The organism is Bifidobacterium mizhiense, assembly GCF_020884755.1.
Classification (GTDB): domain Bacteria; phylum Actinomycetota; class Actinomycetes; order Actinomycetales; family Bifidobacteriaceae; genus Bombiscardovia; species Bombiscardovia mizhiensis.
This window is the reverse complement of sequence record NZ_BPWE01000003.1, coordinates 148,166-174,140: the sequence shown is the minus strand read 5'-3', so window position 1 is coordinate 174,140 and position 25,975 is coordinate 148,166. Positions and strand designations below refer to the sequence as shown.

The following is a 25,975-nucleotide window of genomic DNA, read 5'->3' as shown; positions in this document are numbered from 1 at the left end:
TGGCGGATGGACTACCGTGGGCCGCTCTGGCTTTCTACCATGGTCTTGCAATGTCCGGGAGCATCCGGATGGACGTTGATAAGGAGCGGCAGTGGCAGGATTTCGGACCACCGTGTGCGAACAGCCGACCCCGCAGGGGCATGGACGGGTCATCCTGGCTGATCCGCGCGGGTTCTGCGCGGGGGTGGACCGTGCCATCCAGACCGTGCAGACCATTCTGGATGCGGACAACCCCCACCAGGATCTGCCCCCGGTATATGTGCGTCGGCAAATAGTCCACAACCGGCATGTGGTCGAGGACCTGTCCCGGCGTGGGGCTGTGTTCGTGGACGAGCTGGACCAGATTCCCGACCAGGCCGTCCGTGCCGGGGTTCCCGTGGTCTTCTCGGCCCATGGAATTGCCCCCTCGGTCGTCAAGGAGGCCCGGCGGCGGGGGATGCGTGTGGTCGATGCCTCATGCCCCCTGGTCAGCAAGGTTCACCGGGAGGTCCAGCGCTTCGTTCGCGACGGCTACCGGATTATTTACATAGGACATCGGGGGCACGACGAAGCTGTGGGAGTCATGGGGGAGGCCCCGGACCGGGTTCATCTGGTCGAGCATGTGGCCGATATCGAGGCCTTGGACTTCGGACCGGACACGCCCCTGGTCATGCTGACCCAAACCACCCTGAGCCTGGACGAGACAGCCGACCTGGCTGCGGCCCTGCGTCGACGCTTCCCCTGGATAGAGGAGCCCCCAGGCTCCGATATCTGCTACGCCACGCAAAACAGGCAGCAGGCGGTCAAGCTGGTGTCCGGCCAGGCGGACTGCATGATTGTGGTGGGGTCGGCCAACTCCTCCAATTCGGTGCGCCTGGTCGAGGTGGCCCGTCAGGCCTTGGATATGCGCTTTCCCGGTCAGGGTGAGCGCAGGGCCCACCGGGTCGACGATGCGGGCGAGCTGGATCCGGCCTGGCTGCAGGGCATGGATTCGGTGGGTCTCACCTCGGGTGCTTCGGTTCCCGAGAACCTGGTTCAAGGGGTGCTGGAGACTCTGGCTTCCCGAGGGTTCACCCAGGTGACCCGGGCTCGGGCGGTCGACGAACATATGCACTTCGTCCTGCCGGCTGCTCTGCGCTCCGCAAGGGCGTCCAGGAAGGCTCCACAGCCTCAGCGCTAATCTCTCAGTCGGTGGCCAGCGGGGCGGTCTTGGCCTTGAGAACACGGATCAGGTCCCGCGGGTCCAGACCCAGGCTGATGCCGCGCTTGCCGCCGGAGACCATGATGGTGTCGAATTCCAGGGCGCCTTGATCCAGTACGGTGATGTGTGCAGTGCGTTGCCCGAAAGGCGATATGCCTCCCAGGACGTATCCGCTCTCTCGTTCTGCCTGGGCCTTGTCGGCCATGCGGGCCTTCTTGGCGCCCACGGCAGCCGCCAGGTGTTTGAGGTTCAGGTGGCCGGTCACCGGAACAATGCCGATGACCCGTTCCTTGCCCGTGTCGGCCATCAGGGTCTTGTAGACCGTGCGCGGGTCCAGGCCCAGCTTTTTGGCGGCCTCAATGCCGTAGCCCTGGTCCATGTGGTCGGCATTGTGTTGATACTCGTGGATGGTGAAGGGAACTCCCAGACGCTCCAGCTGGGCCATGGCCGGGGTCGCGGCATCCGAGTCCGCCCGCTTCTTCTTGCTCATGACTCCATGCTAAGGTACTGACCGTTTTGGTAGTCTGAGGGGTGTCTTTGGCGCCATTGCGCGGAAAGGGTGGTCCATGACCGCTGTCAATGCCTGGCTGCTCGATGCGGTGACGGGCGGCTGGGGGCTGGCCGTACTCTTCCTGGCCGCCTTTTTGGATGCGTTGATCATTCCCATACCCACGGAGCTCATGGTCCTGGCTACGGCTTCGGCCTTTCGGGCCTCGGGACGACCCCTGCCTGTTTTGGTCTTTGTGGTATGCGCCCTGGCCTTCGCAGGCGGCGATGCCTGTACCTATGGGCTGGGGCGGCTGGTACCGCTGAATCGTCTGGCCGTCTTTCGTGGTGCCGCAGGCAAGGCAGTGACCTCATGGGCCCATAGGGCCCTGCTGCGGGGAGGCGGATTCTTCACGCTGGCCTCGCGGTTCGTGCCCTCGGGCCGGACCGTGGTCAATCTGACGGCCGGGGCGGCGCGGTACCCGCTCAGCCGTTACCTGCCCCTGGCTGCCCTGGCCGGTCTGCTCTGGTCCATCTACATGTGGACCTTGGGGTACCTGGCCGCCTCCTGGCTGGAAAACAACCCTCTGGCCGTCATGGCCATCGGTTTTCTGGCGGGTATGGTCGTCGGGCTGGTCTGCGACCTGGCCATGCGGGCGCTCACACGGAAGCGCTAATGATAAGCAAGGGGCCCGCCCCCGTAGGGAGGCGGACCCCATAATCGCTATGGCCGGATAAACCGGCCGGATGCTCAGTCGCCCAATTCAGCGAAGTAGAGCAGGGTGCGGATCATGTTGCTGGTGAAGCCGTACTCGTTGTCGTAGAAGGCAACGGTGCGGACCAGCTGGTCGTCACCGTAGGTGTTGACATCGGTCTGGGTGGGATCGAAGATGCCACCGTGGGTGTCGCCGATCACGTCGGAGGAGACGATGCCCTCGTCGTTGTAACCGAAGTAGTCCTTGCCCTCGAAGGCCTTCTTGGCGGCGTCGTTGATCTCGTCGACGGTGACCTTCTTGTCCAGGACGCAGGTCAGCTCGGTGACAGAGCCGGAGGGAACGGCCACACGCTGTGCATGGCCCTGCAGCTTGCCGTCAACGGAGGGAACAACCTTGCCGATGGCCTTGGCGGCGCCGGTGGAGTGCTCGATGGTGTTGATGGCGGCGGCGCGGGTGTTGCGCGGCTTGTTGCCCTTGGGGCCGTCCAGCAGCATCTGGGAGCCGGTGTAGGCGTGGATGGTGGTCATGTAGCCGATGCGGATGCCGAAGTTGTCATCCAGCATCTTGACCATGGCGGCCAGGGAGCCGGTGGTGCAGGAGCCGGCGGAGATGATCTTGTCGGAGGGCTTCAGGGTCTCCTGGTTGACGCCGTAGACCACGGTGGGTGTGGTGTCGTCCTTGGCGGGGGCCGAGATCAGGACCTTCTTGGCTCCGGCGTTCAGGTGGGCCTGGGCCTTCTCAGAGGAGGTGTAGAAGCCGGTGCACTCCAGCACGTAGTCCACGCCGTCGTTCTTGACCCAGGGAATGTTGTTGGCGTCCTTCTCGGCGTAGACCGGAATCTCCTTCCCGTCCACCACGATGGCGGTGTCGGTGGAGGTGACCGAGACATTGGTGCCGTCGTCGTGACGGAAGGTGCCCTGGGTGCTGTCGTACTTGAGCAGATAGGCCAGAATGGCCGGGGTGGTCAGATCGTTGATGGCGGCAACCTCGATGTTGGAGGCGTCGCCGCCACGGGCCTGGAGCTCAAAGATGCGCCGGAAGGCCAGACGACCGATACGTCCGAATCCGTTGATGCCAATCTTTACTGTCATTCAATTCTCCCTTGGAGATTGGCCGTATACAGCACAAAAATTACCGGACCGTATATGGCCGATTACTGATAACATCTCATAGTTTATAGAACCCTGTGTACTTCTAGCAAGCGATAACGCGGGTTCTGCCAAGGAAAAAACGAACAAAAAAATTGGTAGGTTTTGTTGTTTGTTTGCGCAACAAAACGATCATGAATTGTGAGAATTTTCGTTCGTATCGGCCAGCCAATCCTCCCACTGCTGCTGACGGAATCCGACCAGGACACGCCGACCATCCAGCAGGATGGGACGCTTGACCAGCATGCCGTCGGTGGCCAACAGCTGCAGAGCCTGGTCTGTGTCCATCTGTGGCAGGCGTTTGCTTAAGCCCTGGCTGCGATAGGCCTGACCAGAGGTATTGAAGAATCGTCGAACGGGCAGTCCGCTCAGCTTCAGCCATTCGGTCAGTTCCTCCTGGGTAGGGCGGTCCTCCTTGATGTCGCGCTCGGTGAAGTCCACATTGTGGTCACGCAGCCAGGTGCGCGCCTTGGCGCAGGTGGAGCAGCGGCTGTAGCAGATGAAGAGCGGGTGCTGGGCTGTAGGTGATGCTGTCATAGTTTTTCCTTTCCAAAGTGGAGTTTGAAGTCAAAATTGAGGCTCAAGCCAGACGCCGGGAGGGACGGGTCTCCAGGGAGCCCAGGTCGGCCCTGGGTTCCAGTCTGGTGCTCCAGACCGGCTGGGGCGCCGAAGTGGGGTAGGTGACGAACACTGTTCCCTGTTTCAGGCCTATGTGGGCCGGTGCGCCGGGCAGGAACTCGTTGCTGACGCCGGTCACCTGCTGGTTGGTCATGGTCATGCCGTCCGTCTGGTATTTGAGACCCTGCTCAACCACGCCCAGGGCCTGGTCATCGGCCGCCAGGACGGAGACCATGGACTTGGGCGGGCAGTCCCAGGCGGGAAAATCCAGGCTTCCGGGGCCGAGGGCCGTGACCAGCATTCCCTGGCCCCAGAGTTCGGCGCGGCCCCCGCTGGCGGCGATCAGATGGATCAGGTTCAGGTTGGCCAGCGTGTGGTCCATGCGTCCGCCCAGGCCACCATATATAAGGAATCGTCGGCAGCCCCGTCGCCAGCCCACCTTGACCGCAGCCAGCAGGTCCGTGTCGTCCTTTTCGGCAGGCAGGACCCGACGGGGAATGTCTGTACGCAGCTTTCGGCTGCCGGCGGGCAGGGAGTCGAAGTCGCCCACGACCAGTTCGGGCTCGTCCCCGTGCTCCAGGGCCGGCTCAAGTCCGCCGTCCGCCGCGACGACCAGGGCCTGTCCGCCGCGTGCCATCTCTTGTCCGAAATACTGTCCGGCACCCCAGATCCGGCAGAGCGGCGCCTGGACAGTCTCGCCCGACTGACCGTCATCCTGCATAAGAGTCTTCTTTCTGCGCTCGTCCCTTGGAGGCGCCTCCATCATCCCAGACCAGCCAGACCGACCAGGAAGGTCAGCCACCCCTGTACCAGGGCCATGTAGGTCAGGGTCCCGCAGGCGATGCTGACCATCATGTTTCGCCAGCGCAGGTGGACCAGGGTCGTGACCAGCAGAGCCAGGGCTTCATAGATCCCGTGGTCGCCTCCGACCAGGTTGGTGTGCCGGAGCGAATAGACCACCAGCAGTCCCATGACGGCGGCTGGCAGCAGACGTCCCAGCCTGGTCACCAGGGCCGGTGGCCGACGCCCCTCCGGCCAGATGATGAAGGGCAGGAATCTGGTGGCCATGGTTCCCAGGACCACAATGCCTATGGTGATCAGTTGCTGCGTGGTGGTCATGAGGCCTCCCTCTGGCTGTGGAAGTCCAAGAGGATGAAGATGGCCAGGATGACCACCATGGACGGGATGATGAACCGGTCAGGCCCGAAGACCAGCAGGCAGGCGAGGGAGGCCAGCAGACCAATTATGGCAGGCAGGCGGGCCTCGGCCTGACGCCACTGCTCCAGAAAGAGGACCAGGAACATGGCGGTCAGGACGAAATCCAGCCCCTTGGTGTCGAAGTTGGCCAGATTGCCCAGCACAGCGCCCAGGGTGGCGCCGCCCACCCAGTAGATCTGGTTGAGCAGGGTGACGAAGAAGAGGTACCAGCCCTTGTCGGTCCCGGCCGGGTGAGGATCGGCCGATTCCAGGGCGAAGGTCTCATCGCACATGCCGAAGATCAGATAGGGCTTCTTCCGGCCCGTCCCTCGAAAGACCGGCAGCATGGCCAGACCGTAGAAGAGGTGGCGCGCATTGACCATCAGGGTCAGCAGCAGCGCGCCCCAGGGATTGAAGGTGGACATGAGCAGGTCCACGGTCACGAACTCCATGGACCCGGCGTAGATCAGGGCGCTCATGGCCAGCGGGTAGATCACCGGGAAGCCACGGCTGGTCATCAGAAAACCATAGGAGATCCCCAGCACCAGGAAACCGGCCATGATGGGAAGGGTCCGTGGGAAGGCCGCAGCCAGGGAGCCCAGGATGGTCCCGGAGGGCTCCGCATCTTCGTCTACCTCTTCCTGCGCTCGCAGCATGACCCGCCTCCTGACTTCTTTTAGGGAATGGTCAGCAATGATAATCCCCTCTCGCGCCGCGGGGATAGGCCAGTCGACAATGTGAGAAGGCTGTCAAGACGGGGCAGGAGTGGAATAGGCGCTCTCCCGCTCCTGTTGAACCTAGCGATAGGCACCGGTATGCGAGGAGGAATCATGGACAAGAACAAGATTTCGACCAACAACCCGGCCACGGTCGTACTGGCGGGGGGATGCTTCTGGGGCATTGAGCGGTTCTTCCAGGAGGTGGACGGGATTATCGACACCCAGGTGGGATACGCCCAGTCCACAGTACCCAACCCCAACTATGAGCAGGTCTGCAGCGGTGTCACCGACGCCGTGGAGAGCGTGCGATTGACCTATGATCCCCAGACGGTCAGTCTGCGGACCCTGACCCTGCTTCTGTTGGATCTGATCGACCCCTTCTCGGTGGATCGGCAGGGCAACGACCGGGGCAGGCAGTATCGCAGCGGCCTCTACTGGGATCCCGAGCATCGCGAGCAGGAGGAGCCCGTCTTTCGGCGCGCCCTGGAGGAGCTGGAGGGAAGGACCGGCCGTCATCCCGCTGTGCAGGTGGAGGCCCTGATCAACTTCTATCCGGCTGAGGAGTCCCACCAGGACTACCTGCTCAAGAACCCCGGCGGATACTGCCACATTCCTCTGGAGGCCATAGCCAACGCCGCCTCCCGCCAGCGCTACATCGAGCGCATCTGGTCCCTGGACCCTGAAAGCTACGAGGTCACCCAGCACTCGGCCACCGAACGGCCCTTCACCAACGCCTACGACGGGGAATTCCGTCCGGGCATCTATGTGGACGTGGTCAGCGGGCAGCCGCTCTTCTCCTCGGCGGACAAGTACGACTCGGGCTGCGGCTGGCCGGCATTCACCAAGCCCATCGATCCCGACCTGCTGGTCAGCCGCAAGGACTACAAGCTGCTGGGCCGGCCCCGGATCGAGGTACGGACGGCACAGACTGGCATCCATCTGGGACATGTTTTCGACGACGGTCCGGCTGACCGTGGCGGGCAGCGCTACTGCATGAACTCCGCCGCCCTGCGGTTCGTGCCGCGGGACCGGATGGAACAGGAGGGTTACGGAGACTACCTGCCCCTGGTAGACCAAGCCGGTCGTTGACCGTTCTGCCTCCAGTGACACGCCGGAGCTTCTCACCCATGGGGTTCCGGCGTAGTCCACATATATGTGAGGCCCGTCTGTTTCCTGTTGCCCTTTTGGGCTATTGTGGACTGCTGGTGGATCGATAAGGAGTCATGCCAATGTGCGGAATTGCTGGGTTCGTCAACGACACCTCTGCCGAGGAAAAAACGGCCGTGCTCAAGCGGATGACGGACATCATTGCCCACCGAGGCCCCGACAATGAGGGGCATTTCGTTGATGGGCGGGTGGCTCTGGGTTTTCGGCGCCTGAGCATCATCGACCTGCAGGGCGGTGACCAGCCCATCTTCAACGAGGACTCCTCTATGGCCATCACCATGAACGGGGAGATCTACAACTACCGTGAACTGCGCCGCCAGCTGATCGACCTGGGACATACCTTCTCTACCGAGTCCGACACCGAGGTCATCCTGCACGGCTACGAGCAGTGGGGTCACGAGGTGGTCAACCGCCTGCGCGGCATGTTCGCCTTCGTCATCTGGGACCGGGGACGCGGCGAGCTGTTCGGGGCCCGGGACCACTTCGGCATCAAGCCCTTCTATTACGCCCAGATGGGCGGCACCTTCATGTATGCCTCGGAGATCAAGAGCCTCCTGCAGCATCCGGACTTCCACAAGGAGCTCAACACCCAGGCCCTGCGTCCTTACATGACCTTCCAGTACCCGGCGCTTCCCGAGACCTTCTTCAAGGGCGTATTCAAGCTTCCTGAGGGCCATTGGTTCACCTTCCGGGACGGGAAGATGGACATCCACCAGTATTACGACCCGGCCTTTGGCGAGAGCAAGCAGGATCTGAAGGACCTGGTCGACTCCATTGACCAGACCGTCCAGGATTCAGTCAAGGCCCACCAGGTGGCCGATGTGGAGGTGGGCTCCTTCCTCTCCTCCGGGGTGGACTCCAGCTATGTCGCAGCCCTGGCACGCCCCCGGCACACCTATTCAATCGGCTTCGGCAAGGGGACCTACAACGAGTCCGACCAGGCCGGCGAGCTGGCCTCCATACTCAAGCTCAACAACACCACCGAGTCCCTGGACGGCGACCAGGCCTTCAGCTACTTCCCACAGATTCAGTGGTACATGGACGAACCTGACTCCAACCCCTCCTGCGTGCCGCTCTTCTTCCTTTCCGAGCTGGCCAGCCGGGACCTGCGCGTGGTCCTGAGCGGGGAGGGCGCCGATGAGCTCTTCGCAGGTTACGTAGACTACGGCGTGCATACGCGCTCGCGCATCATCAAAGATGTCACCCGCCTCCTGGGCCGACTGCCACGTAAGGCCCGGTATGCCATCGGACGCTGGGCCAAGGGCAAGCACTTCCACGGGGCCTGGCACCTGTATGCCAACCTGGCCCCCGCTGAGGAGAGCTTCATCGGCCAGGCCAAGGTCTTCGACGAGGACGAGGCCGGCAGGCTGCTCAAGCCGGCCTACCGCAAGGCCCCCCGTGTCTCTGAGATCACTGGACGAATCTATGCCCGGCTCAAGGGGCGCAGCCTGTCCGAGCTCAAGAAGAAGCAGTACCTGGACATCCATCAGTGGATGCCCGGGGACATCCTGCTCAAGGCCGACAAGATGACCATGGCCCACTCCCTGGAGCTGCGGGTGCCACTCCTGGATCGCAAGCTCATGGATGTGGCCGAGAAAGTGCCCACCAAATATCTGATCACTGATCAGAACACCAAGTTCGCCTTCCGCAAGGCTGCCGACCGCCATATTCCCCGGGAGTGGTCAGCCAGGGAGAAGCTGGGCTTCCCTGTGCCCATCCGGGACTGGCTGCATCAGGAGCGTTACTACCGGCTGGTCCGCAGCATGTTCGAACAGGACTGGGTGTCCGAGTTCTTCGACCAGGAGGCCCTGCTGCGCATGCTGGACGACAACTACGCCAAGCGCAACGACGCCCGTCGCAAGATCTGGACCGTCTACTCCTTCCTGACCTGGTATGACGTCTATTTCATCCACGACGGGACCAAACCTGGGCTTCAAGATCTCGGAAAATAACGCGGTACCCTTGAAACAGCTTCACAGAGCTGGATAAGGGGGTACCCTCCATGGCTTTACGCCCTGATGTTGCCAGAAGCAGGATGGCGGATGCCGCTGAACTCTATTGGGTGCACGGCATGAAAGTCGCAGCCGTGGCAAGAGAGCTTGATGTGTCCACGTCAACTGTCTCGCGTCTGCTGTCTGAAGCGAAACGTCGCCACATCATTGAGTTCACCGTCAATCGGCAGGAGGACTCGGCGCTCGAGCTGAGGCATCATCTTGAGGAGGAGTTCCATATCCATGCAGTTGTTGTGGGTACTGGTGAGATATTGGATGCTACCAGGCGGAGGGTTGCCGTAGGAGATGCCGCTCAATCGCAGATTTGGAAGATGGTCAATTCCGATACGGTCATCGGGGTGGCGTGGGGCCGAACTATAGAATCTCTCTCCCTTCAGCTGATACCCAAGCATCTATCGGGTGTTGAGATTCTGCAGCTTCATGGTTTCGGGAATACACTTTCCTTCGGGGAAAATTATTTTACCCAGATTCTCACTCGCTTTGGCACCGCATATGACGCTCAAGTTCATTTGTTCCCCGCCCCTGCAATCTTCGATTCCAGTGAAACTCGTGAGATGATGTGGAAGGAGACCAGCATTCGTCAGATGCTGGAATTGCGGCGTTCCTTGGATCTGATCATAACCTCTGTCGGCACTCCGTATGGGGCCACGCCCAGCCCCTTGTTTAGTCCGGGAGTACTGTCCCGTCATGATCGAGAAGAGCTCAAGCGTGAGCATGTAGTGGGGGATGTGACCTCCACCTTCTACCGCAGCGACGGCAGCATGCGTGATTTGGCCATCAATAAAAGGTCGACTGGGCTGAGCCGAGAGGAATTGCTCAGGGTGCCGACTCGTCTGTTCATCGTAGCCGATGAAAACAAGGTTCAAGCCTTGACTACGGCTCTTAATGCCGGCTTGGTTACTCACCTGGTCATCGACCAGACGACGGCAGCACATCTGGTCCGGCAGTAGGCGATAGTTCTCCACACACAAATACAGACGTGCATCGCGGCATGGTCTGAATTGTGGTGGATTTTATAGACTGATCAACCTGTTCTCTGCAGGGCTATGCCCAAATGTTTGGCTGTTCATACAGCATCTTGTTTCATTTATTCGAAACCAATAAATACCTGATAAATGAAAATATTCCCACAAATATCTGGTATTTCATGCTGAATATCACCATTAATGCATAAAGCATTCGCTTTTGATGGGTATTTTTGCTATCACTGAAAATACCGCAAGGGATGGCGATGTCCTGAAACGGTTCTGAAAAACAGAAGAGCCCAGTGTCATGCTCCTGGGCTCACCAACTTTGCGGGTGAAGAGCTCGAGGACAGAGAGGACTGCGCACGATGGCGTGTCGGATTGATGATGTCGGTGAATTCGCAACGGAATCGATCAGAGGATTCGTCCAGGCCAATCCTGGGTATGTCAAGGCATGCCCGGGTGGCGTGATTCGTTCTACACGTTCCAGGAATGATCAGGTTGCGCTGGTAATCGGCGGAGGCATGGGGCACTATCCGGCATTCGCGGGACTCGTGGGGCCGGGCATGGCTCATGCGGCCGTGCAGGGCAATATTTTCGCATCTCCATCCGCCAGGCAGGTTGTTGATGTTTGCCGTCGAGCCGATCAAGGGCGAGGCATAATTCTCATCTTCGGCAACTACGAGGGGGATCGGTTGAATTTCAACCAGGCTGCACGCACGCTTCGTGCTGAGGGCCATGATGTACGGGTTCTGCCGGTTACTGATGATCTGTATTCCGCCCCTCCGGATCGAATCCAGGAACGCCGAGGAATAGCGGGCGATATGGCGGTTTTCAAAATCGCCGGAGCCGCTTGTGCGGCCGGAATGGACCTGGATTCTGTGGAAGCCTTGGCTATACGTGCTAATGCTTGCACACGAAGCCTGGGTGTGGCATTTTCCGGATGCACACTGCCCGGGTCGGACAAACCACTGTTCAGTGTCCCTGAAGGCCGTATGTCGCTAGGGCTCGGCATTCATGGAGAGCCTGGAATCGGTCAAACAGATCGGCCTACTATCGATGGTTTGGCGGATCTGCTGGTCCGGCGCCTCATGGATGAAAGACCTGAGGACCGTCAAATGCATGGGGCGCATGTGGCTCCCATTCTTAACGGCTTGGGCGCTCTTAAGTCTGATGAGCTCTTTGCCGTATACGATGCTGTCCAACGACATCTGTCACAGCTGGGTCTGCAATTGATCCAACCTCTGGTGGGGGAGTTTTGCACCAGTTTTGATATGAGCGGATTGTCGCTTTCCTTGTGCTGGCTGGATGAGGACTTGGAGCCCCTTTGGTGTGCTTCCGCAGAGACGCCGGCTTTGCATTTGGGTAATCATGTAGATTCCAGCCAGACTGATATAGATGCCCAAGTGTCCGCGCAGGAGGACGGTCCGACCGAAAAAGAAGAGCAGGCCACTCCGGAGTCAAAACAGGCTGCTCAAAGCCTGGCCAGAATCATGCACACTGTGATGCAATGCGTTAACGACAACGTGGATTATCTGGGACGAATAGATGCGGTGGCGGGTGACGGGGATCATGGCCTCGGCATGCAGCGCGGTGCTGAAGCAGCGTCAAAAGCTGCAGATGAAGCAATAGCAACTGGGTCCGGTTGTCGAACTGCATTGAAACAAGCGGCTGAAGCCTGGGCCGATAAGGCAGGCGGCACGTCAGGAGCGCTCTGGGGTGAATTGCTTACATCCCTGGCAGGTCATCTCTCCGATTCATCGAGACCTGGCAAGGAGGAGATTGCTGAGGGCTGGCGCGACGCTGACAAGCAGCTAATGGAGTTTGGCGGAGCGAAACCGGGAGACAAGACCATGATCGATGCCGTGCATCCTTTCGTGCAGGCTTTTACCAGCGGCGGTGATTCGCTGGCAAACACTTGGAGCCGCGCCGCAGAAGCTGCTCGCCATGGGGCTGAGGAGACAGCCGATATGCTCCCCAAGAAGGGTCGTGCCAAAGCCCATGGCAGCAAGGATCTGGGTACCCCAGACCCAGGAGCGGTCTCATTCGCCATGATTGTCCAAGCTGTAAGTCCCGTACTGAACGATTTGGCCAGCCAAGAACAGTCCAATGCCGACAAGGTGGTGCTCTCATGAGTGCGGCCGTGACCGATAAGCCAGTGATTGCCACCTGCCTGAATGGAGCGCCTCTGCAAGCAGCGGACGGTAGATCGATGACCAAGGCCGACCCAAGCGATTGGGCCAAGGTTTTCACAGCGATAGCAGGCGCCGGTTTCCATTACGCCGAACTGTCGGATGCCTGGATCAGGCCGGCGGATATGACTCCTGCAAGGAGGCATGAATTGGTGGAGACTGCACACGGCTGCGGGGTTGAATTGCCCTCCTTGCATGTGCAGCGCGCCAGCGTCATTCAGCCGGGAATCGGGCAGAACAATCTGGCCTATGCGCACGCCAGCATTGACGCTGCGGCAGAGATGGGTATGAAAGTCTTTTCAACCGGACTGCATCAGCCCTTGAACTCCTCACAGCGCAAGGCCTTTTGGTTCTGGTTGGGGCAAGGTCCGGTGGATCCGCCTGACGACCCTGAGCGCTGGCAGACCGCGGTGCGCAGAATCAGAGAGCTGGGTCGGCATGCTAATGACGCAGGAATGGTCATGTCCTTGGAGATGTATGAGGACACCTATCTGGGCCGCGCTGACTCCGCCGTTCGTTTCGTATCCGAAGTAGGCCTGCCCAACGTGGGCCTCAATCCTGACGTGGGCAACCTGGTCCGCCTGCACCGGCGGATCGATGATTGGCGCGAAACCTATCGGAAGACGCTTCCATATGCGGTCTACTGGCATCTGAAGAACTACCAGCGCGACGAAGCCCCTGACGGTTCCTGGCAAGTTGCTATACCCACAACCTTGCGTGACGGCATCATCGATTACCGTTGGGCGGTCCATTATGCCCAAAGCTGCGGGTACCAGGGCATGTTCATCTGTGAGCACTACGGAGGCGATGTTCTATCCGTCTGCGCTCACAACGCTGAATACCTGCAGAAACTGCTTTCCCGGCCGTGACCTTCGAAACGATGAACCAATCGGTCAAAGATTTGGGGAAATAAACCAACACCATATCCAACAAAGGAGTACATATGAGTGCAAATGCATCAACAAAACCACGTATTGCCATGACGTTCGGCGATCCGGCCGGCATCGGCCCTGAACTTGGCGTCAGGTTGCTCGCTGATCCCAAAAACCGCAAGTCCGCTGACATCTATGTTTTGGCTGACAGGGTTGAGGTGGAGTCCGCGGCCGAGAAAGCCGGTCTGGAAGTCCCCATTGCTGATCAACCCAATGATGATGCGGTAGCCGTTCTCGACGACCATTCGCTGCCTGAAACCGCTATCCCTATCAAGCAAACATCCAAGGAAGCCGGCGAGCGCGCACTGCATCAGCTCAGTCGCGGACTTGATCTAGCGCGAGACGGCAAAATCGAAGCCATGGTCTTCATGCCGCTGAACAAGACCAGCCTGCACCTGGGCGGCATGAACGAACTCGACGAGCTCCGTTGGTTTGCCAAGAAATTGGACTTCGATGGATTTACGAGTGAAATCAATATCATTCCAGGATTGTGGACTTCAAGAGTGACCAGTCACATGGGACTCAAGGACGTGCCGGGCCGTATCACCAAGGATGGTGTGGTCAGCGCAATCACTCTGCTGCACAACTTGTTGCATGACTCGGGCATAGCCGAACCCCGCCTTGGCGTTTGCGCTTTGAACCCCCATAATGGCGAGAACGGTATTTTTGGCCGCGAGGAGATTGACATCATTCGTCCTGGTATCGAACAGGCTCGGCAGGCCGGTATTAACGTGGAGGGAACCTATTCGGCTGACACCATATTTATCGGCGCCAAGGACCGGTATGACGGTGTCGTGACGATGTACCACGATCAGGGCCAGATCGCTATAAAGCTGATGGGCTTTGACGGTGGAGTCACTGTCCAAGGCGGTCTTCCTGTCTTCATAGATACGCCTGCTCATGGAACGGCATTCGATCTGGTTGGAAAGAACAAGGCCAACATCACTTCAAGCCAGAATGCCTTCAACATTGCCTGCGCTATCGGATCAAGCAGGGTCAATCGCTGATCGTCAAGATCTTACCGACTGTCAGGTGAAGAGGATCGACAACGGATGTGATCCATTCGCCTGACTGTTCGACGTGCCCCGGCATCCTCTTGATTTCGGGGCCGTCTTTTGGTCATACATTCAAGGAAAGAGTGTCATGCTTCCAGTTCTCAGCGGCATTGCCGCCATCATTGTTTTAATAGTTCTGATTGTGTACTGCAAACTGCATCCCTTTGTGGCGCTCATCATCTCATCTTTGGGCCTTGGTTTGGTCAATGGCCTGGGCACGGAGAAGACCGTCAAATCCTTTACTACGGGGTTCGGTTCTCAGCTGTCCACCACCGGTATCGTGATAGGTTTGGGAGCCATCATCGGTGGGATGCTCGTCAGCAGTGGCGGAGCCGAACGCATAGCCAACGTGATCGTGGGCAAGAGCAAGAAGGCTTTGATCCCTCTTGCTGTGGGTTTGGTGGCTTTGATCATCGAATTGCCCAATTTGTTTGAGGTCACCTTCGTGCTCCTCATTCCAATTGTGTTCTCTGTGGCTAAGAGGACTCATACCAGTGCGCTTTACGTAGCCATTCCTATGGCCGCCGGTATGATGACCGCCCATGGTCTGCTTCCTCCCGGCCCTGCAACCGTCATCGGTGCAGGAGCGATCGGGGTGGATCTTGGGCTGGTGTCCATGATCGGCATCGTAATCTGCATTCCTGTGTTCGCGGCCGGTGTCTGGCTGTTCCCCAAGCTCATGCAACGGTACTACCTTCGTTATCAGGTAAGCGACGGCTCTGAGTACGCCACCAAGGACGACGACCTGGCACAGGCTCCCGGCATACTCAAATCACTGCCTTCGGTTTTGCTGGCTCCGGTTCTGCTGATCATCGGCACCATTGGCAAGGCAGTCTTCTCCAAGGGTTCCATCGGTTATGTGATTACGCAATTCTTTGGCAATACAGTGGTCGCCTTGCTCCTGTCGGCCTTGTACGCGTTGATCTTCCTGGGGCTCGGCTCGGGTATGACCGCCAAGAAGACGTTGAGTCAGAGCAAGACCAGTCTCAAAGGTGTGGTCAATGTTCTGCTGATCATTGGCGCAGGCGGTGGCCTTAAGGAAATGCTGCAGAGCACTGGTCTGAGCGATCAAATAGCGACAACCACTGCCAAGTGGGCCATTCCCACCGTTCTGTTGGCCTGGCTGATCGCTGCGCTCTTCCGAGTCGCTCTTGGATCCGGCACGGTCGCTGTGGCCGCTGCGGCGGGCATCGTGGCTCCCATGGTCGCGCAAGCAGATGATTTGCATAAGGCGCTGGCTGTGTTGGCCATCGCCGTAGGCGCGATGATCTTCTCTCATGTAAATGACGGCGCCTTCTGGCTCTTCCAGGAGTATCTGGACATGACCGTTCCTCAGACGCTGAAGACATGGAGCTTCCTGGTGACTGTCCAATCGGTGGTAGGTCTGATTGCTCTGCTGCTGGTGGATGCCGTCATAGGCGTTGTGGTATAGGCCGCTAGCCCGCTACGTCGATATTCGAGATTCAAGGAAAGGTGAAAGATAATGAGACTGGCGTTTGGAGCCGATCCTAATGCTGCAGGGTTGAAGAATGTGCTCATGGAGGAGGCAAGACGTCTAGGTCACGAGGTGATCGATTTTCCTACCGATGATCCGATCTACGCCAACGTGGCCATAGCCCTTGCGCAGTCCGTGGTTAGGGGCGAAGCGGATCGAGGTGTCCTGCTTTGCGGGACGGGTCTAGGCGTTTCGATCTCGGCCAATAAGGTGCCGGGAGCCTATTGCGCCTGCGTATCGGACATATATCAAGCCGAGCGTGCCCGCCGTAGCAATGATGCGAACATCATCGCCATGGGTGCTCAGGTTCTGGGACCAGAAACAGCCAAATCTCTGTTAAGGGCCTATCTGGACAGTGAGTTCGATCCTGATTCCAGAAGTGGCCCGAAGGTGGCGCGCATCCGCGAATTTGAGCTTCATCAGCAATGATGAATCCGTGGGCAGCAGATAGTCAATTTTAATAGCGCAGAGTGGGGAAGATGAACAAGCCGATTGTAGCTATAAGCCTGAAAATGTATTTTACAAGAAAACAGACACTGGCATATTGTCGACGATTAGCCGATCTTCTCAATGCCTCAGCCCTTCCACTGGACAAGGTGACCATGGCGGTTTTGCCGGATTACCTTACGGTGGAGCAGGCTGGGCAGGCCCTGCTGTCCACGGATGTTCATCTTGGTATTCAGGATGTATGCGATCAAGATCGTGGCCCGTTTACTGGAGAGGTCTCGCCCCGGGATGCTTTTGATCTGGGTGTGACCGTGGCCGAAGTGGGGCATGAGGAACGCCGTCGCCTGTATGGGGAAGATGATGAACTCATCGGGCGGAAGGTTCGTGCATGCTGGCGCAATGGATTGACACCCCTGCTGTGTGTGGGTGAGCTTAGCAACCACGGTCCTGAGGCAGCCGCTGATTATTGCTTAAAACAGATCGAAATGGGGCTGGGTGAGAAGCCTGACCTTCCAGCCTGGATTGCATATGAACCCGTCTGGGCCGTCGGAGCTTCCCGCCCCGCTCCAGTTGAATACGTCCAAGAGGTATGTTCGATTATCAAAAACAAGCTTGGCCCCCAATGCCACAATTTGTCGCTCATATATGGAGGGGCCGCTGCTCCGGGATTGTTGACTGAGCTATGGCCAGCTGTCGATGGGGTCTTTCTAGGCCGTTTCGCGCATGATCCCGCTGCTTTCCTGGAAGTCGTGAAAGAGGCCTGGCGCCTGATCAGCCAGGACTCGGAGGTCCAGAACGGTCAGAGTTGACCGCTTATCGGCATTGTGCTAATATGTCCAACGGCTTGAGCAATCAAGAAAGCGGGTGACCCACCTGGAAGTCTCTTATGACTTCGGGTTCGAGGAGTGGCGATATTCTGTTGTATTCTACAGAATCGCTCATGAACGCGGAAGCGCGTCGTTTACAGCGATGGTCTTTTCGTCTGGACTCATGTGGATCGGCTGCAGGCAGTGGATGTTGTGGTATTTGAGAAGGAGTCATCATTAGCGACGAACCAAGGATTAACGACGATATACGAGTGTCTCAGGTACGCCTGATCGGGCCCAACGGCGAACAGGTGGGAATCATTGCGACCTCCGTCGCCCTCAACCTGGCCAAGGAGGCCAACCTTGACCTGGTCGAGGTTGCGCCCAAGGCCAAGCCTCCGGTCGCCAAGCTCATTGATTACGGCAAGTTCAAATACAACGAGAAGATCAAGGCTCGTGAGGCGCGCCGCAATCAGAGCATGTCGGAGATCAAGGAGATCCGCTTCAGATTGAAGATCGACGACCACGACTTCGAGGTCAAGGAGGGGCACGTGCGCCGCTTCCTGTCCGCCGGAGACAAGGTCAAGGTCACCATCATGCTGCGTGGGCGCGAGCAGTCCCGGCCCATCGGCGGCGTGGAGCTCCTGCGTAAGCTGGCTGACGACGTCGCGGATCTGGGCTCCATCGAGTTTGCCCCCAAGCAGGAGGGGCGCAACATCATCATGACCCTGTCGCCCAAGGGCAAGAAGGTCCACACCCAGTCCGAGCAGCGTCGGCGGGGCGGCCAGGCCCGTGCCGAGCGCAAGGCCCGTCAGGCGGCCCATCTGGCTGCCAAGGCCGACAACAATACTTCTCCCAAGCAGATGAAATCCAAGGAGGGCAGCAATGCCGAAGATGAAAAGTAACTCCGCCGCATCCAAGCGCGTCCGGGCCACGGGTTCGGGCAAGCTCATGCACGCCGGGACCGGTATGCGCCACAATCTGGAGCACAAGTCGGCCAAGAAGCGTCGTCACCTGTCCACTGACGAGGTGCTCGCTCCGACCCAGTCCAAGAACATGAAGAGGATGCTGGCCCGCTGAGCGGGTGCTGTCGCGTCGAGTGAGATTTTAGAAAGCTGAGGAATATCTATGGCACGAGTCAAGCGGGCAGTCAACGCGCATAAGAAGCGTCGGGTCGTCCTGGAGCGGGCGTCAGGCTACCGTGGCCAGCGCTCCCGTCTCTACCGCAAGGCCAAGGAGCAGCTGCTTCATTCATATACATACAACTTCCGGGACCGCAAGGCCCGCAAGGGTGACTTCCGCAAGCTGTGGATCCAGCGCATCAACGCCGGATGCCGCGCCCAGGGAATCACCTACAACCGCTTCATCCAGGGGCTGCGCCTGGCCGGCATCGAGCTGGACCGTCGCGCCCTGGCCGACCTGGTTGTCAACGACATCGACACCTTCAACGCCATCGTGGCTGAGGCCAAGAAGGCCCTGCCTGCCGATGTGAACGCTCCGGTCGCTGCCTGATCAGCGGACCCGAACACCGCATTTCAAGAACCTCGCCTTTCGCGGGGTTCTTTGCATATTTGACCATTCCTCAGCGGGACGGTAAGTTGATTGACGACAATGATGCCGGGAGCCGCCATGAACGATGATCACAGCGCAAACGTGTCGGCTGTATCGGCGGCATCGGCTGGCCAGTCCAGTCCATCACCGAGTAGCGGTAGATCCAAGCTGGCCAGGATCAATCAGTCGCGCCCCATCCTGCGGTCGCGGATCTTTCTCTATGTGACGGAGTTCTTCTCGGGGATGGCCGTCATGGCTGCTGAGCTGGGGGCCTCCCGCCTGCTGGCTCCTTACTTCTCGTCCTCCCAGATCGTATGGACCATCATCATCGGGACCATCATGATCGCCCTGGCCTTGGGCGCCGTCGTCGGCGGCCGCTGGGCCGACCGGAACCCTGACCCGGACAGGCTCTACCTGTGCATTATGGCCGCGGCCGTCTGGATTGCCCTGATCCCCCTGGTCGGCAAGTATCTGATCATCCTGATCTCGGGGCTGTTGATTGTGGCCGTCTCCACCAACTTCCTGGTCCTGGCGGCTTTCATCTCCTGCCTGATCATCTTTGTTCCGCCCCTCTTCCTCCTGGGCACCATCACCCCCGGACTGGTCAAGAGCGCCACCGACTCCTTGGATGACAACGCTTCGGTGGTCGGCCGGCTCAGCGCCTGCAACACGGTGGGATCCATCCTGGGCACCTTCCTACCCACCTTTGTGACCATCCCGGCCGTGGGGACCTTTGTCACCTTTCTGATCTTCTCCGGGATACTGCTCCTGGTGGCCTTGGTCTACTTTCTTTCATCCCAAGCGCATCGCCTGGCCTGCCTGATCGCCACGGTGGCCTTTGTGGTCTCGGCCGCCCTGTCGCCGATGACGGGGTTCGCCTTCTGGGAGAAAGGCCTGACCTACGAGGGCGAGTCCATCTACAACTACCTGCAGGTCAAAACCCTTGCGGACAGAACCATCCTTTCCACCAACGTCCTCTTCGGCGTCCAATCGGTGACCATGAAGCACCCCGGGATGACCGGCATGTACTACGACACGGCCCTGGCGGCACCGCTCATGGCCGATCAGGCCCGCTCGGCTCTGATCCTGGGCATGGGGACCGGGACCTACGCCCGGCAACTGAGGCGGTACTATCCTCGGATGGCCATCCAGGGGGTGGAGATCGATCAGTCCATCAGCAAACTGGCTATCAAGTATTTTGATCAGCCCGCCGATATTCCGGTTTCCACCTACGACGGGCGAGCCTGGCTGGTAGCCAGTGGCCAGCGCTTCGACCTGATCATGGTCGATGCCTATCAGGACATCACCATCCCCTTCCAGATGAGTTCCACCGAGTTCTTTACCCTGGTCAGGAATCACCTGAATCCGGGCGGGGTCATGGTGGTCAACATGAACATGATCGACGACGGTCAGGGATCCATCAATGCGGCCCTGACCAATACCATCACCAGGGTCTTCGGATCCGATGCCATCCTGACAGCCGATGTGCCCCAGACCACCAACCGTGAGCTCTTTGCGCGCCGCCCTGCTTCTGAGGATTTCTCAGGATCAGAAGGTGATAACCAGGGCAAGAAGGCGGCCATGAGAGACTATCCGCATTCCGACCTGCTGGCGGAGGCTGCCGTCAGGGTCAGCCCTGATCCGGACCTATCCGCGATGATGGAGCAGGTCAGCTCCCGTCTGAGCACGGTTGGGGATGCAGAGGGGAGAGTATTGACCGATGACAATGCGCCGGTGGAACTGCTGGGCATGCATGCCATCGACAGGATCATCAGCAGGGAGGCCGGACCCTACCGACGGATTCTTCAGCAAGAGGGGATCCAAGGGCTGATCCGGGAGGTCTCTTGAGCGGTCGCCGCAATACCGAGCGCGTCGGAAGCATGGAAACAGGGGAGCGGAGCGTTAGAATATGGCCTACAGACCAGCACTGATGAAGAGAACCGGAGGTTAAGCGGTAGTGGACGGTGATCATCAGGAGGGGCTGACCGCCCTGCTGGATCAGTTCGTGGCCTATACCGGGCTGGAGCGGGGTCTAGCCCCTGCCACGGTCAAGGCCTATAAGTCCGATCTGACCATGTACATCAATTGGCTATCCGCTCGAGGCATCACCAACCTGGAACAGATCAAGACCGCCGATGTGGAGGGTTTCCTGGCCCATCTGGCCGATGAAAGTCCAGCCAGCCGCTCCCGAAGGATGGCCGCCGTCCATGAGTGGCACCGGTTCGCCCTCAAGCAGGGGGTGACCGACCAGGATGTCTCTCGTACCGTCAAGGCTCCCAAGGGCACCTCGGCCCTGCCCGATGTGTTGGACGTGGACCAGGTGGCCCGGCTGCTGGATGTGGCCGCCATGGGCGGGTCCAAGGATCCGGTGGTCCTGCGGGACAAGGCCCTGCTGGAGTTCATGTACGCCACCGGCTGCCGGGTCTCGGAGGCCGTCGGCACCGATCTGGAGGACATGGACCTTAACGAGCGGGTGGTCCGTCTGACCGGCAAGGGCGATAAGCAACGTCTGGTACCCATGGGCTCCTACGCCTGCCAGGCCATGCAGGCCTACCTGAATATGGGACGGTCCAGCCTGTGCGATCGGGCCACCAAGGGCAGGGAGCTGCGGGCCGTCTTCCTCAACAAGCGGGGCAAGCGGCTGACCAGGCAGACCGTCTGGCAGGTGGTCAGGGATGCCGGACGCCGGGCGGGCCTGAACAGACCCCTGCACCCCCACACCCTGCGGCACTCCTTCGCCACTCATCTGCTGGAGGGAGGCGCCGATGTGCGTTCAGTCCAGGAGCTGCTGGGCCACGCCTCGGTGACCACAACCCAGATTTACACACACGTCAGCCCGCAGGCCCTGATGGAGACCTACCAGACGGCCCATCCTCGTGCTCGCTGACCCGCCAACCCGCGAATGCGGTCGGAAACTTGATAGGGTAGAAGCATGCCTACGGATTTGTTAGGGCGCGAGTATGAGACGTTCGCTGCCCCGGAGCCTTTGAAACAGCACGGCCCGGCCCGTGTTCTCGCCATGTGCAACCAAAAGGGCGGCGTGGGCAAGACCACCTCATCCATCAACATCGCCGGGTCCCTGTGCCAGTACGGGCGACGGGTGCTGATCGTGGACTTCGACCCCCAGGGCGCGGCCACCGTGGGTCTGGGCATCAATGCCAACAGCGTGGATAACACCATTTACACCGCCATGTTCGACACCTCCCTGGATGTTCACGAGGTGGTCCGGCACACCCGTTTCGACGGTCTGGACATCATCCCGGCCAACATCGATCTGTCGGCCGCCGAGATTCAGCTGGTCACCGAGGTCGGCCGTGAGCAGGCCCTGGCGGCTACCATCCGGCCCCTGCGGCAGGAGTATGACGCCATCATCATCGACTGCCAGCCCTCGCTCGGCCTGCTGACCGTCAACGCGCTGACTGCTGCGGACGGGGTCATCATTCCCGTGGCGGCCGAGTTCTTCGCCCTGCGCGGCGTGGCCCTGCTCATGCAATCCATAGAGAAGGTCCGCAGCCGCATCAACCCCGACCTGCAGATCTACGGGGTGCTGGTCACCATGTACACCAAGACCCTGCATTCGGACGAGGTGCTTCAGCGCATCTACGAGGCCTTCAAGGGCAAGGTTCTTCATTCCATCATCAGCCGATCCATCAAGCTGCCCGATGCCACGGTGGCCGGCGAACCCATCACCATGTTCGCCCCCGAGCACAAGACGGCCAAGGAGTATCGGGAGGTCGCCCGGGAGCTGATCGCCCGCGGCATCGTGGCGTGAGCGGATCAGCGGACGGTTTCGCCGTCGACCTGGACGTCTACCAGGGACCCTTCGACCTGCTGCTGGGCATGCTGGCCAACCGCAAGCTCTCACTGACGGAGGTCTCCCTGGCCTCCATCACCGGCGAGTTTCTTGACTATGTACGCACCCTGGACTTCAGCCAAGGACTGGACCAGGCCAGTGCCTTTCTGGATGTGGCCTCGGTGCTGGTGGAGGCCAAGAGCGCTGCCCTCCTGCCTGTGGAGGACGAGTCCATGCGCGACCAAGCCTCCATGGATGCCCTCCGGGAGCGTGATCTGCTCTTCGCCAGGCTGCTGCAGTACCGGGCCTTCAAGCAGGCAGGGCAGGACTTTCGTGCCAGGCTGGCCGCCAACTCGGGACGCTACCCGCACCCCGGCCATCTGGAGCCCGAACTGGCCCATCTGCTGCCTGATCTGGTCTGGACCCTGAAGCCGGAGGATCTGGCCCTGCTCTGTGCCAACGCCCTGGTCAACGCTCCGGCCTCCCAGGTTCGTCTGGACCAGCTGCACGTGCCCCTGGTCGACCTGAACAAGGAGGCTGACCAGGTTCGCCAAGCCCTGCTGGTACAGCCTGGGCAACCGGTGGCCTTCGCCGATCTGGTCGCCTCCTCCAAGGGCCGGGCGCAGGTGGTGGCCCGATTCCTGGCCGTGCTGATTTTCTTTAGGCAGGAGCTGATCCAGTACCGTCAGGATGGCCCCTACCAGCCGCTCTACCTGCGCTGGGTAGGGCCTACCCAGGAGCCGGAAACAGCCTTGATCAGTGAGGGGGACTTCGCATGAGCCAAACCTCGGCTCCCGACACCCGTCCCGAATATGTGGACTTTGACGTACAGGACTTTCCCGGCGGACTGACCGCCTGTCTTGAGGCCATACTGGTGGCCACGGACCGGCCACTGACCGCAGAGGACTTCTCCCGGGTGTTGGCTGTGGATCCGGAGCCGGTCAATGCCGCCCTGGAATCGCTGGCCGAGTCCTATAGCGACCGAGGATTCGAATTGCGTCGGACCGCACGGGGCTGGCAACTGACCAGCCGGGCTGCCTACCAGCCGGTGGTGGCGGCCTTCGTCAAGGATGGTCAGACGGCTCGGCTCTCCCAGGCGGCCCTGGAGGCCCTGGCCATCGTGGCCTACCGCCAGCCCATGACCCGTGCCCAGGTAGGCCAGATCCGTGGGGTCAACTCGGATGGGGTCATCCGGGCCCTGCTGGTCCGAGGCCTGGTTCGCGAGGAGGGCCTGGATGAGCAGACCCATGCCGCGCTGCTGGTCACCACCGACCTCTTCCTTGAGCGGATGGGCCTGCAATCCTTGGATGATCTGCCCTCTCTGGCCCCCTTCCTGCCAGACGAGGACTCGGCTCTGGCCCAGGCCCGCCAGGAGCTGTCCGAACAGCCCCAATCCCTGGATTCGGCCCAAGGTTCACCCCAGGGCGAGGAGGAGTGAACGCCTGTCACACAAGGCGGTTACACTTGTCTCTGTTTGTCCAATTCCTGGACCAAGCCAGCCGGCAGACAAGCCGGTGAAGGCATGGATAGCATTCACGAGAATGAGGTTTTGATGGCGGTACGCGGCGATATACGAAATGTGGCGATTGTGGCACACGTTGACCACGGCAAGACCACCCTGGTCAACGCCATGCTGCAGCAGTCGCACGTCTTCTCCGAGCGGGAGGAGGTGCCCGACCGGGTCATGGACTCCAACGACCTGGAGAAGGAGAAGGGCATCACCATCCTGGCCAAGAACACCGCCGTCAAGTACACAGGCCCCCTGGCCGCCAAGCTGGGCGAGCCCGACGGCATCACCATCAACGTGGTGGACACCCCCGGCCACGCCGACTTCGGCGGCGAGGTGGAGCGCGGTATCTCCATGGTCGACGGCGTGGTCCTGCTGGTGGACGCCTCCGAGGGGCCCCTGCCCCAGACCCGCTTCGTCCTGCGCAAGGCCCTGGAGGCCAAGCTGCCCGTCATTCTGGTCATCAACAAGACCGACCGGCCCGATGCCCGCATCTCCGAGGTGGTCTCCGAGTCCACCGATCTGCTCCTGGGCCTGGCCCAGGACGTGAGCGAGGAGGGAGTGGATCTGGATCTGGATTCCCTCCTGGACCTGCCGGTCATCTACTGCGCAGCCAAGGCCGGCAAGGCCTCCGTCAACCAGCCAGCCGACGGCGCTGTGCCCGACAACGACGACCTGGAGCCGCTCTTCGAGGCCATCCTGACCAACATTCCCGCACCGGAATACGAGGAGGGCGCCCCCCTGCAGGCCCATGTGACCAACATCGACGCCTCCGACTACCTGGGCCGTCTGGGCCTGGTGCGCATCTACAACGGCACCCTGACCAAGGGCCGCCAGTACGGCCTGTCGCGCGTGGACGGATCCATCGAGAACTTCAAGCTGACCGAGATCCTGCGCACCAAGGGCCTGCAGCGCTTCCCTGTGGAGGAGGCCGGCCCCGGCGACATCGTTGCTGTGGCCGGCGTGGAGGACATCATGATCGGCGAGACCATCGTCGACCAGGACGACCCCCGCCCCCTGCCGCTGATCCACGTGGACGACCCGGCCGTCTCCATGACCTTCGGCACCAACGATTCCCCCCTGGCCGGCACCGAGGGCAAGGACCACAAGCTGACCGCCCGCATGCTCAAGGATCGTCTGGACCGCGAGCTGATCGGCAATGTCTCCATCAAGGTGCTGCCCACCGACCGGCCTGACGCCTGGGAGGTCCAGGGCCGTGGCGAGCTGGCCCTGGCCATCCTGGCCGAGCAGATGCGCCGGGAGGGCTACGAGCTGACCGTGGGCCGCCCCCAGGTGGTCACCAAGACCGTGGACGGCAAGCTTCAGGAGCCCATGGAGTCCGACACCATCGACGTGCCCGAGGAGTACATGGGCGCGGTCACCCAGCTCATGGCCGACCGCAAGGGCCGCATGGAGACCATGACCAACCACGGCTCCGGCTGGGTCAGGATGCAGTTCACCGTGCCCTCCCGTGGCCTGCTGGGCTTCCGCACCGCCCTGCTGACCGCCACCCGCGGCACCGGCATCTCCGCTTCAATCTCCGCCGGCTACGCCCCCTGGGCGGGCGACATCAAGACCCGGCAGAACGGATCCATGGTCTCCGACCGCTCCGGCAAGGCCAGCCCCTACGCCATGCAGAAGCTCCAGGCCCGGGGCGAGTTCTTCGTCAAGCCACAGTCGCCTGTCTACGAGGGGCAGATCGTGGGCATCAACAACAAGCCCGGCGACCTGGACATCAACATCACCCTGGAGAAGCACATGACCAACATGCGTTCCTCCACCGCCGACGTGCTGGAGACCCTGACCCCGCCCATCGACATGAGCCTGGAGGAGTCCCTGGACTTCGCCAACGATGACGAGTGCGTGGAGGTGACCCCCGAGTCCATCCGTGTGCGCAAGATCATCCTGGACAGGGATGCCTGGTACAAGTGGAACGCCCGTCAGCGCAGGGCCAACAAGAAGTAAGCTGCTCTCACAATCAGACCAGTC

26 protein-coding genes are annotated in these 25,975 nt (G+C 60.4%); 20 read left to right on the top strand and 6 right to left on the bottom strand.

What is annotated here, in order from left to right; genetic code table 11:
* Positions 1-91 precede the first annotated feature (91 nt).
* Complete coding sequence (locus LPC22_RS05595; protein WP_229133065.1) at positions 92-1,159, top strand: 4-hydroxy-3-methylbut-2-enyl diphosphate reductase; 1,068 nt, start codon at positions 92-94, stop codon at positions 1,157-1,159.
* A gap of 4 nt (positions 1,160-1,163) precedes the next feature.
* Here LPC22_RS05595 and ybaK read toward each other — a convergent pair whose 3' ends face one another.
* Positions 1,164-1,670, bottom strand: coding sequence for a Cys-tRNA(Pro) deacylase (gene ybaK, locus LPC22_RS05590; protein WP_121914508.1), 507 nt, complete (start codon positions 1,668-1,670; stop codon positions 1,164-1,166).
* 76 nt (positions 1,671-1,746) lie between these two features.
* On the opposite strand from ybaK, the gene LPC22_RS05585 reads away from it, so the two are divergent.
* Positions 1,747-2,343 carry a DedA family protein gene (locus LPC22_RS05585; protein WP_229133064.1) on the top strand — a complete coding sequence of 199 codons (597 nt, stop codon included), beginning with the start codon at positions 1,747-1,749 and terminating at the stop codon, positions 2,341-2,343.
* A gap of 74 nt (positions 2,344-2,417) precedes the next feature.
* On the opposite strand, the gene gap is transcribed toward LPC22_RS05585, so the two are convergent.
* From gap to LPC22_RS05560, 5 genes are all read right to left on the bottom strand, one after another.
* Positions 2,418-3,473 carry a type I glyceraldehyde-3-phosphate dehydrogenase gene (gap, locus tag LPC22_RS05580; RefSeq protein ID WP_121914510.1) on the bottom strand — a complete coding sequence of 352 codons (1,056 nt, stop codon included), beginning with the start codon at positions 3,471-3,473 and terminating at the stop codon, positions 2,418-2,420.
* 189 nt (positions 3,474-3,662) lie between these two features.
* Complete coding sequence (locus LPC22_RS05575) at positions 3,663-4,067, bottom strand: arsenate reductase family protein (protein ID WP_229133063.1); 405 nt, start codon at positions 4,065-4,067, stop codon at positions 3,663-3,665.
* 43 nt (positions 4,068-4,110) lie between these two features.
* Positions 4,111-4,869: a thiamine diphosphokinase gene (locus tag LPC22_RS05570; RefSeq protein ID WP_229133062.1), complete on the bottom strand. Its 759-nt coding sequence runs from the start codon at positions 4,867-4,869 to the stop codon at positions 4,111-4,113.
* Positions 4,870-4,910: 41 nt separating this feature from the next.
* Positions 4,911-5,267 carry a branched-chain amino acid transporter permease gene (locus LPC22_RS05565; RefSeq protein WP_229133061.1) on the bottom strand — a complete coding sequence of 119 codons (357 nt, stop codon included), beginning with the start codon at positions 5,265-5,267 and terminating at the stop codon, positions 4,911-4,913.
* Complete coding sequence (locus tag LPC22_RS05560; protein WP_229133060.1) at positions 5,264-6,001, bottom strand: AzlC family ABC transporter permease; 738 nt, start codon at positions 5,999-6,001, stop codon at positions 5,264-5,266. Before LPC22_RS05560 ends, LPC22_RS05565 begins: the two co-directional genes overlap by 4 nt.
* Positions 6,002-6,175: 174 nt before the next feature.
* Between LPC22_RS05560 and msrB the strand changes: the two genes are divergently transcribed.
* The 18 genes from msrB to typA all read left to right on the top strand — a co-directional run bounded on the left by msrB (position 6,176) and on the right by typA (position 25,951).
* A complete protein-coding gene (gene msrB / locus LPC22_RS05555) occupies positions 6,176-7,153 on the top strand; it encodes a peptide-methionine (R)-S-oxide reductase MsrB (protein ID WP_229133058.1) in 978 nt (325 codons plus the stop codon).
* Positions 7,154-7,293: 140 nt separating this feature from the next.
* Positions 7,294-9,183 (top strand): asparagine synthase (glutamine-hydrolyzing), encoded by a 1,890-nt coding sequence (gene asnB / locus LPC22_RS05550; RefSeq protein WP_229133057.1) that lies wholly within the window; start codon positions 7,294-7,296, stop codon positions 9,181-9,183.
* Between the two features lie 50 nt (positions 9,184-9,233).
* Complete coding sequence (locus LPC22_RS05545; protein ID WP_229133055.1) at positions 9,234-10,193, top strand: sugar-binding transcriptional regulator; 960 nt, start codon at positions 9,234-9,236, stop codon at positions 10,191-10,193.
* 383 nt (positions 10,194-10,576) lie between these two features.
* Positions 10,577-12,343, top strand: a complete 1,767-nt coding sequence (locus LPC22_RS05540) for a dihydroxyacetone kinase family protein (RefSeq protein ID WP_229133053.1) — start codon at positions 10,577-10,579, stop codon at positions 12,341-12,343.
* Positions 12,340-13,269: a sugar phosphate isomerase/epimerase family protein gene (locus LPC22_RS05535; protein WP_229133052.1), complete on the top strand. Its 930-nt coding sequence runs from the start codon at positions 12,340-12,342 to the stop codon at positions 13,267-13,269. The genes LPC22_RS05540 and LPC22_RS05535 overlap by 4 nt, the downstream gene beginning before the upstream one ends.
* A gap of 74 nt (positions 13,270-13,343) precedes the next feature.
* Positions 13,344-14,339: a 4-hydroxythreonine-4-phosphate dehydrogenase PdxA gene (locus LPC22_RS05530; RefSeq protein WP_045924137.1), complete on the top strand. Its 996-nt coding sequence runs from the start codon at positions 13,344-13,346 to the stop codon at positions 14,337-14,339.
* A gap of 136 nt (positions 14,340-14,475) precedes the next feature.
* Entirely contained in the window at positions 14,476-15,819 is a 1,344-nt protein-coding gene (locus tag LPC22_RS05525; protein WP_229133050.1) for a GntT/GntP/DsdX family permease, read from the top strand.
* Positions 15,820-15,870: 51 nt separating this feature from the next.
* Positions 15,871-16,311 (top strand): RpiB/LacA/LacB family sugar-phosphate isomerase, encoded by a 441-nt coding sequence (locus LPC22_RS05520; RefSeq protein ID WP_045924139.1) that lies wholly within the window; start codon positions 15,871-15,873, stop codon positions 16,309-16,311.
* A gap of 50 nt (positions 16,312-16,361) precedes the next feature.
* Positions 16,362-17,138: a triose-phosphate isomerase family protein gene (locus LPC22_RS05515; RefSeq protein WP_229133047.1), complete on the top strand. Its 777-nt coding sequence runs from the start codon at positions 16,362-16,364 to the stop codon at positions 17,136-17,138.
* Positions 17,139-17,368: 230 nt separating this feature from the next.
* A complete protein-coding gene (infC, locus tag LPC22_RS05510) occupies positions 17,369-18,040 on the top strand; it encodes a translation initiation factor IF-3 (RefSeq protein WP_029676114.1) in 672 nt (223 codons plus the stop codon).
* Positions 18,021-18,215 carry a 50S ribosomal protein L35 gene (gene rpmI, locus LPC22_RS05505; RefSeq protein ID WP_024627165.1) on the top strand — a complete coding sequence of 65 codons (195 nt, stop codon included), beginning with the start codon at positions 18,021-18,023 and terminating at the stop codon, positions 18,213-18,215. The genes infC and rpmI overlap by 20 nt, the downstream gene beginning before the upstream one ends.
* 48 nt (positions 18,216-18,263) lie before the next feature.
* Positions 18,264-18,647 (top strand): 50S ribosomal protein L20, encoded by a 384-nt coding sequence (rplT, locus tag LPC22_RS05500; protein WP_015021618.1) that lies wholly within the window; start codon positions 18,264-18,266, stop codon positions 18,645-18,647.
* A gap of 117 nt (positions 18,648-18,764) precedes the next feature.
* Complete coding sequence (locus LPC22_RS05495) at positions 18,765-20,534, top strand: spermidine synthase (protein WP_229133045.1); 1,770 nt, start codon at positions 18,765-18,767, stop codon at positions 20,532-20,534.
* Between the two features lie 109 nt (positions 20,535-20,643).
* Positions 20,644-21,573: a site-specific tyrosine recombinase XerD gene (gene xerD, locus LPC22_RS05490; protein ID WP_229133038.1), complete on the top strand. Its 930-nt coding sequence runs from the start codon at positions 20,644-20,646 to the stop codon at positions 21,571-21,573.
* A 45-nt stretch (positions 21,574-21,618) separates the two neighbouring features.
* Complete coding sequence (locus tag LPC22_RS05485; RefSeq protein WP_024627161.1) at positions 21,619-22,458, top strand: ParA family protein; 840 nt, start codon at positions 21,619-21,621, stop codon at positions 22,456-22,458.
* The gene (locus LPC22_RS05480; RefSeq protein ID WP_121914517.1) at positions 22,455-23,258 is read left to right on the top strand and encodes a segregation and condensation protein A; all 804 of its coding nucleotides are present in this window, start codon (positions 22,455-22,457) and stop codon (positions 23,256-23,258) included. Before LPC22_RS05485 ends, LPC22_RS05480 begins: the two co-directional genes overlap by 4 nt.
* Positions 23,255-23,917 carry an SMC-Scp complex subunit ScpB gene (gene scpB / locus LPC22_RS05475; RefSeq protein WP_229133034.1) on the top strand — a complete coding sequence of 221 codons (663 nt, stop codon included), beginning with the start codon at positions 23,255-23,257 and terminating at the stop codon, positions 23,915-23,917. Before LPC22_RS05480 ends, scpB begins: the two co-directional genes overlap by 4 nt.
* 114 nt (positions 23,918-24,031) lie before the next feature.
* Entirely contained in the window at positions 24,032-25,951 is a 1,920-nt protein-coding gene (gene typA, locus LPC22_RS05470) for a translational GTPase TypA (protein WP_024627158.1), read from the top strand.
* Positions 25,952-25,975 lie beyond the last annotated feature (24 nt).

Bases quoted from the DNA above. Each gene is read 5' to 3' on its own strand.
- ybaK (WP_121914508.1), bottom strand. From the start codon at position 1,670: ATGAGCAAGAAGAAGCGGGCGGACTCGGATGCCGCGACCCCGGCCATG.
- LPC22_RS05585 (WP_229133064.1), top strand. From the start codon at position 1,747: ATGACCGCTGTCAATGCCTGGCTGCTCGATGCGGTGACGGGCGGCTGG.
- gap (WP_121914510.1), bottom strand. From the start codon at position 3,473: ATGACAGTAAAGATTGGCATCAACGGATTCGGACGTATCGGTCGTCTG.
- LPC22_RS05575 (WP_229133063.1), bottom strand. From the start codon at position 4,067: ATGACAGCATCACCTACAGCCCAGCACCCGCTCTTCATCTGCTACAGC.
- LPC22_RS05570 (WP_229133062.1), bottom strand. From the start codon at position 4,869: ATGCAGGATGACGGTCAGTCGGGCGAGACTGTCCAGGCGCCGCTCTGC.
- LPC22_RS05565 (WP_229133061.1), bottom strand. From the start codon at position 5,267: ATGACCACCACGCAGCAACTGATCACCATAGGCATTGTGGTCCTGGGA.
- LPC22_RS05560 (WP_229133060.1), bottom strand. From the start codon at position 6,001: ATGCTGCGAGCGCAGGAAGAGGTAGACGAAGATGCGGAGCCCTCCGGG.
- msrB (WP_229133058.1), top strand. From the start codon at position 6,176: ATGGACAAGAACAAGATTTCGACCAACAACCCGGCCACGGTCGTACTG.
- asnB (WP_229133057.1), top strand. From the start codon at position 7,294: ATGTGCGGAATTGCTGGGTTCGTCAACGACACCTCTGCCGAGGAAAAA.
- LPC22_RS05545 (WP_229133055.1), top strand. From the start codon at position 9,234: ATGGCTTTACGCCCTGATGTTGCCAGAAGCAGGATGGCGGATGCCGCT.
- LPC22_RS05540 (WP_229133053.1), top strand. From the start codon at position 10,577: ATGGCGTGTCGGATTGATGATGTCGGTGAATTCGCAACGGAATCGATC.
- LPC22_RS05535 (WP_229133052.1), top strand. From the start codon at position 12,340: ATGAGTGCGGCCGTGACCGATAAGCCAGTGATTGCCACCTGCCTGAAT.
- LPC22_RS05530 (WP_045924137.1), top strand. From the start codon at position 13,344: ATGAGTGCAAATGCATCAACAAAACCACGTATTGCCATGACGTTCGGC.
- LPC22_RS05525 (WP_229133050.1), top strand. From the start codon at position 14,476: ATGCTTCCAGTTCTCAGCGGCATTGCCGCCATCATTGTTTTAATAGTT.
- LPC22_RS05520 (WP_045924139.1), top strand. From the start codon at position 15,871: ATGAGACTGGCGTTTGGAGCCGATCCTAATGCTGCAGGGTTGAAGAAT.
- LPC22_RS05515 (WP_229133047.1), top strand. From the start codon at position 16,362: ATGAACAAGCCGATTGTAGCTATAAGCCTGAAAATGTATTTTACAAGA.
- rpmI (WP_024627165.1), top strand. From the start codon at position 18,021: ATGCCGAAGATGAAAAGTAACTCCGCCGCATCCAAGCGCGTCCGGGCC.
- rplT (WP_015021618.1), top strand. From the start codon at position 18,264: ATGGCACGAGTCAAGCGGGCAGTCAACGCGCATAAGAAGCGTCGGGTC.
- LPC22_RS05495 (WP_229133045.1), top strand. From the start codon at position 18,765: ATGAACGATGATCACAGCGCAAACGTGTCGGCTGTATCGGCGGCATCG.
- LPC22_RS05485 (WP_024627161.1), top strand. From the start codon at position 21,619: ATGCCTACGGATTTGTTAGGGCGCGAGTATGAGACGTTCGCTGCCCCG.
- scpB (WP_229133034.1), top strand. From the start codon at position 23,255: ATGAGCCAAACCTCGGCTCCCGACACCCGTCCCGAATATGTGGACTTT.
- typA (WP_024627158.1), top strand. From the start codon at position 24,032: ATGGCGGTACGCGGCGATATACGAAATGTGGCGATTGTGGCACACGTT.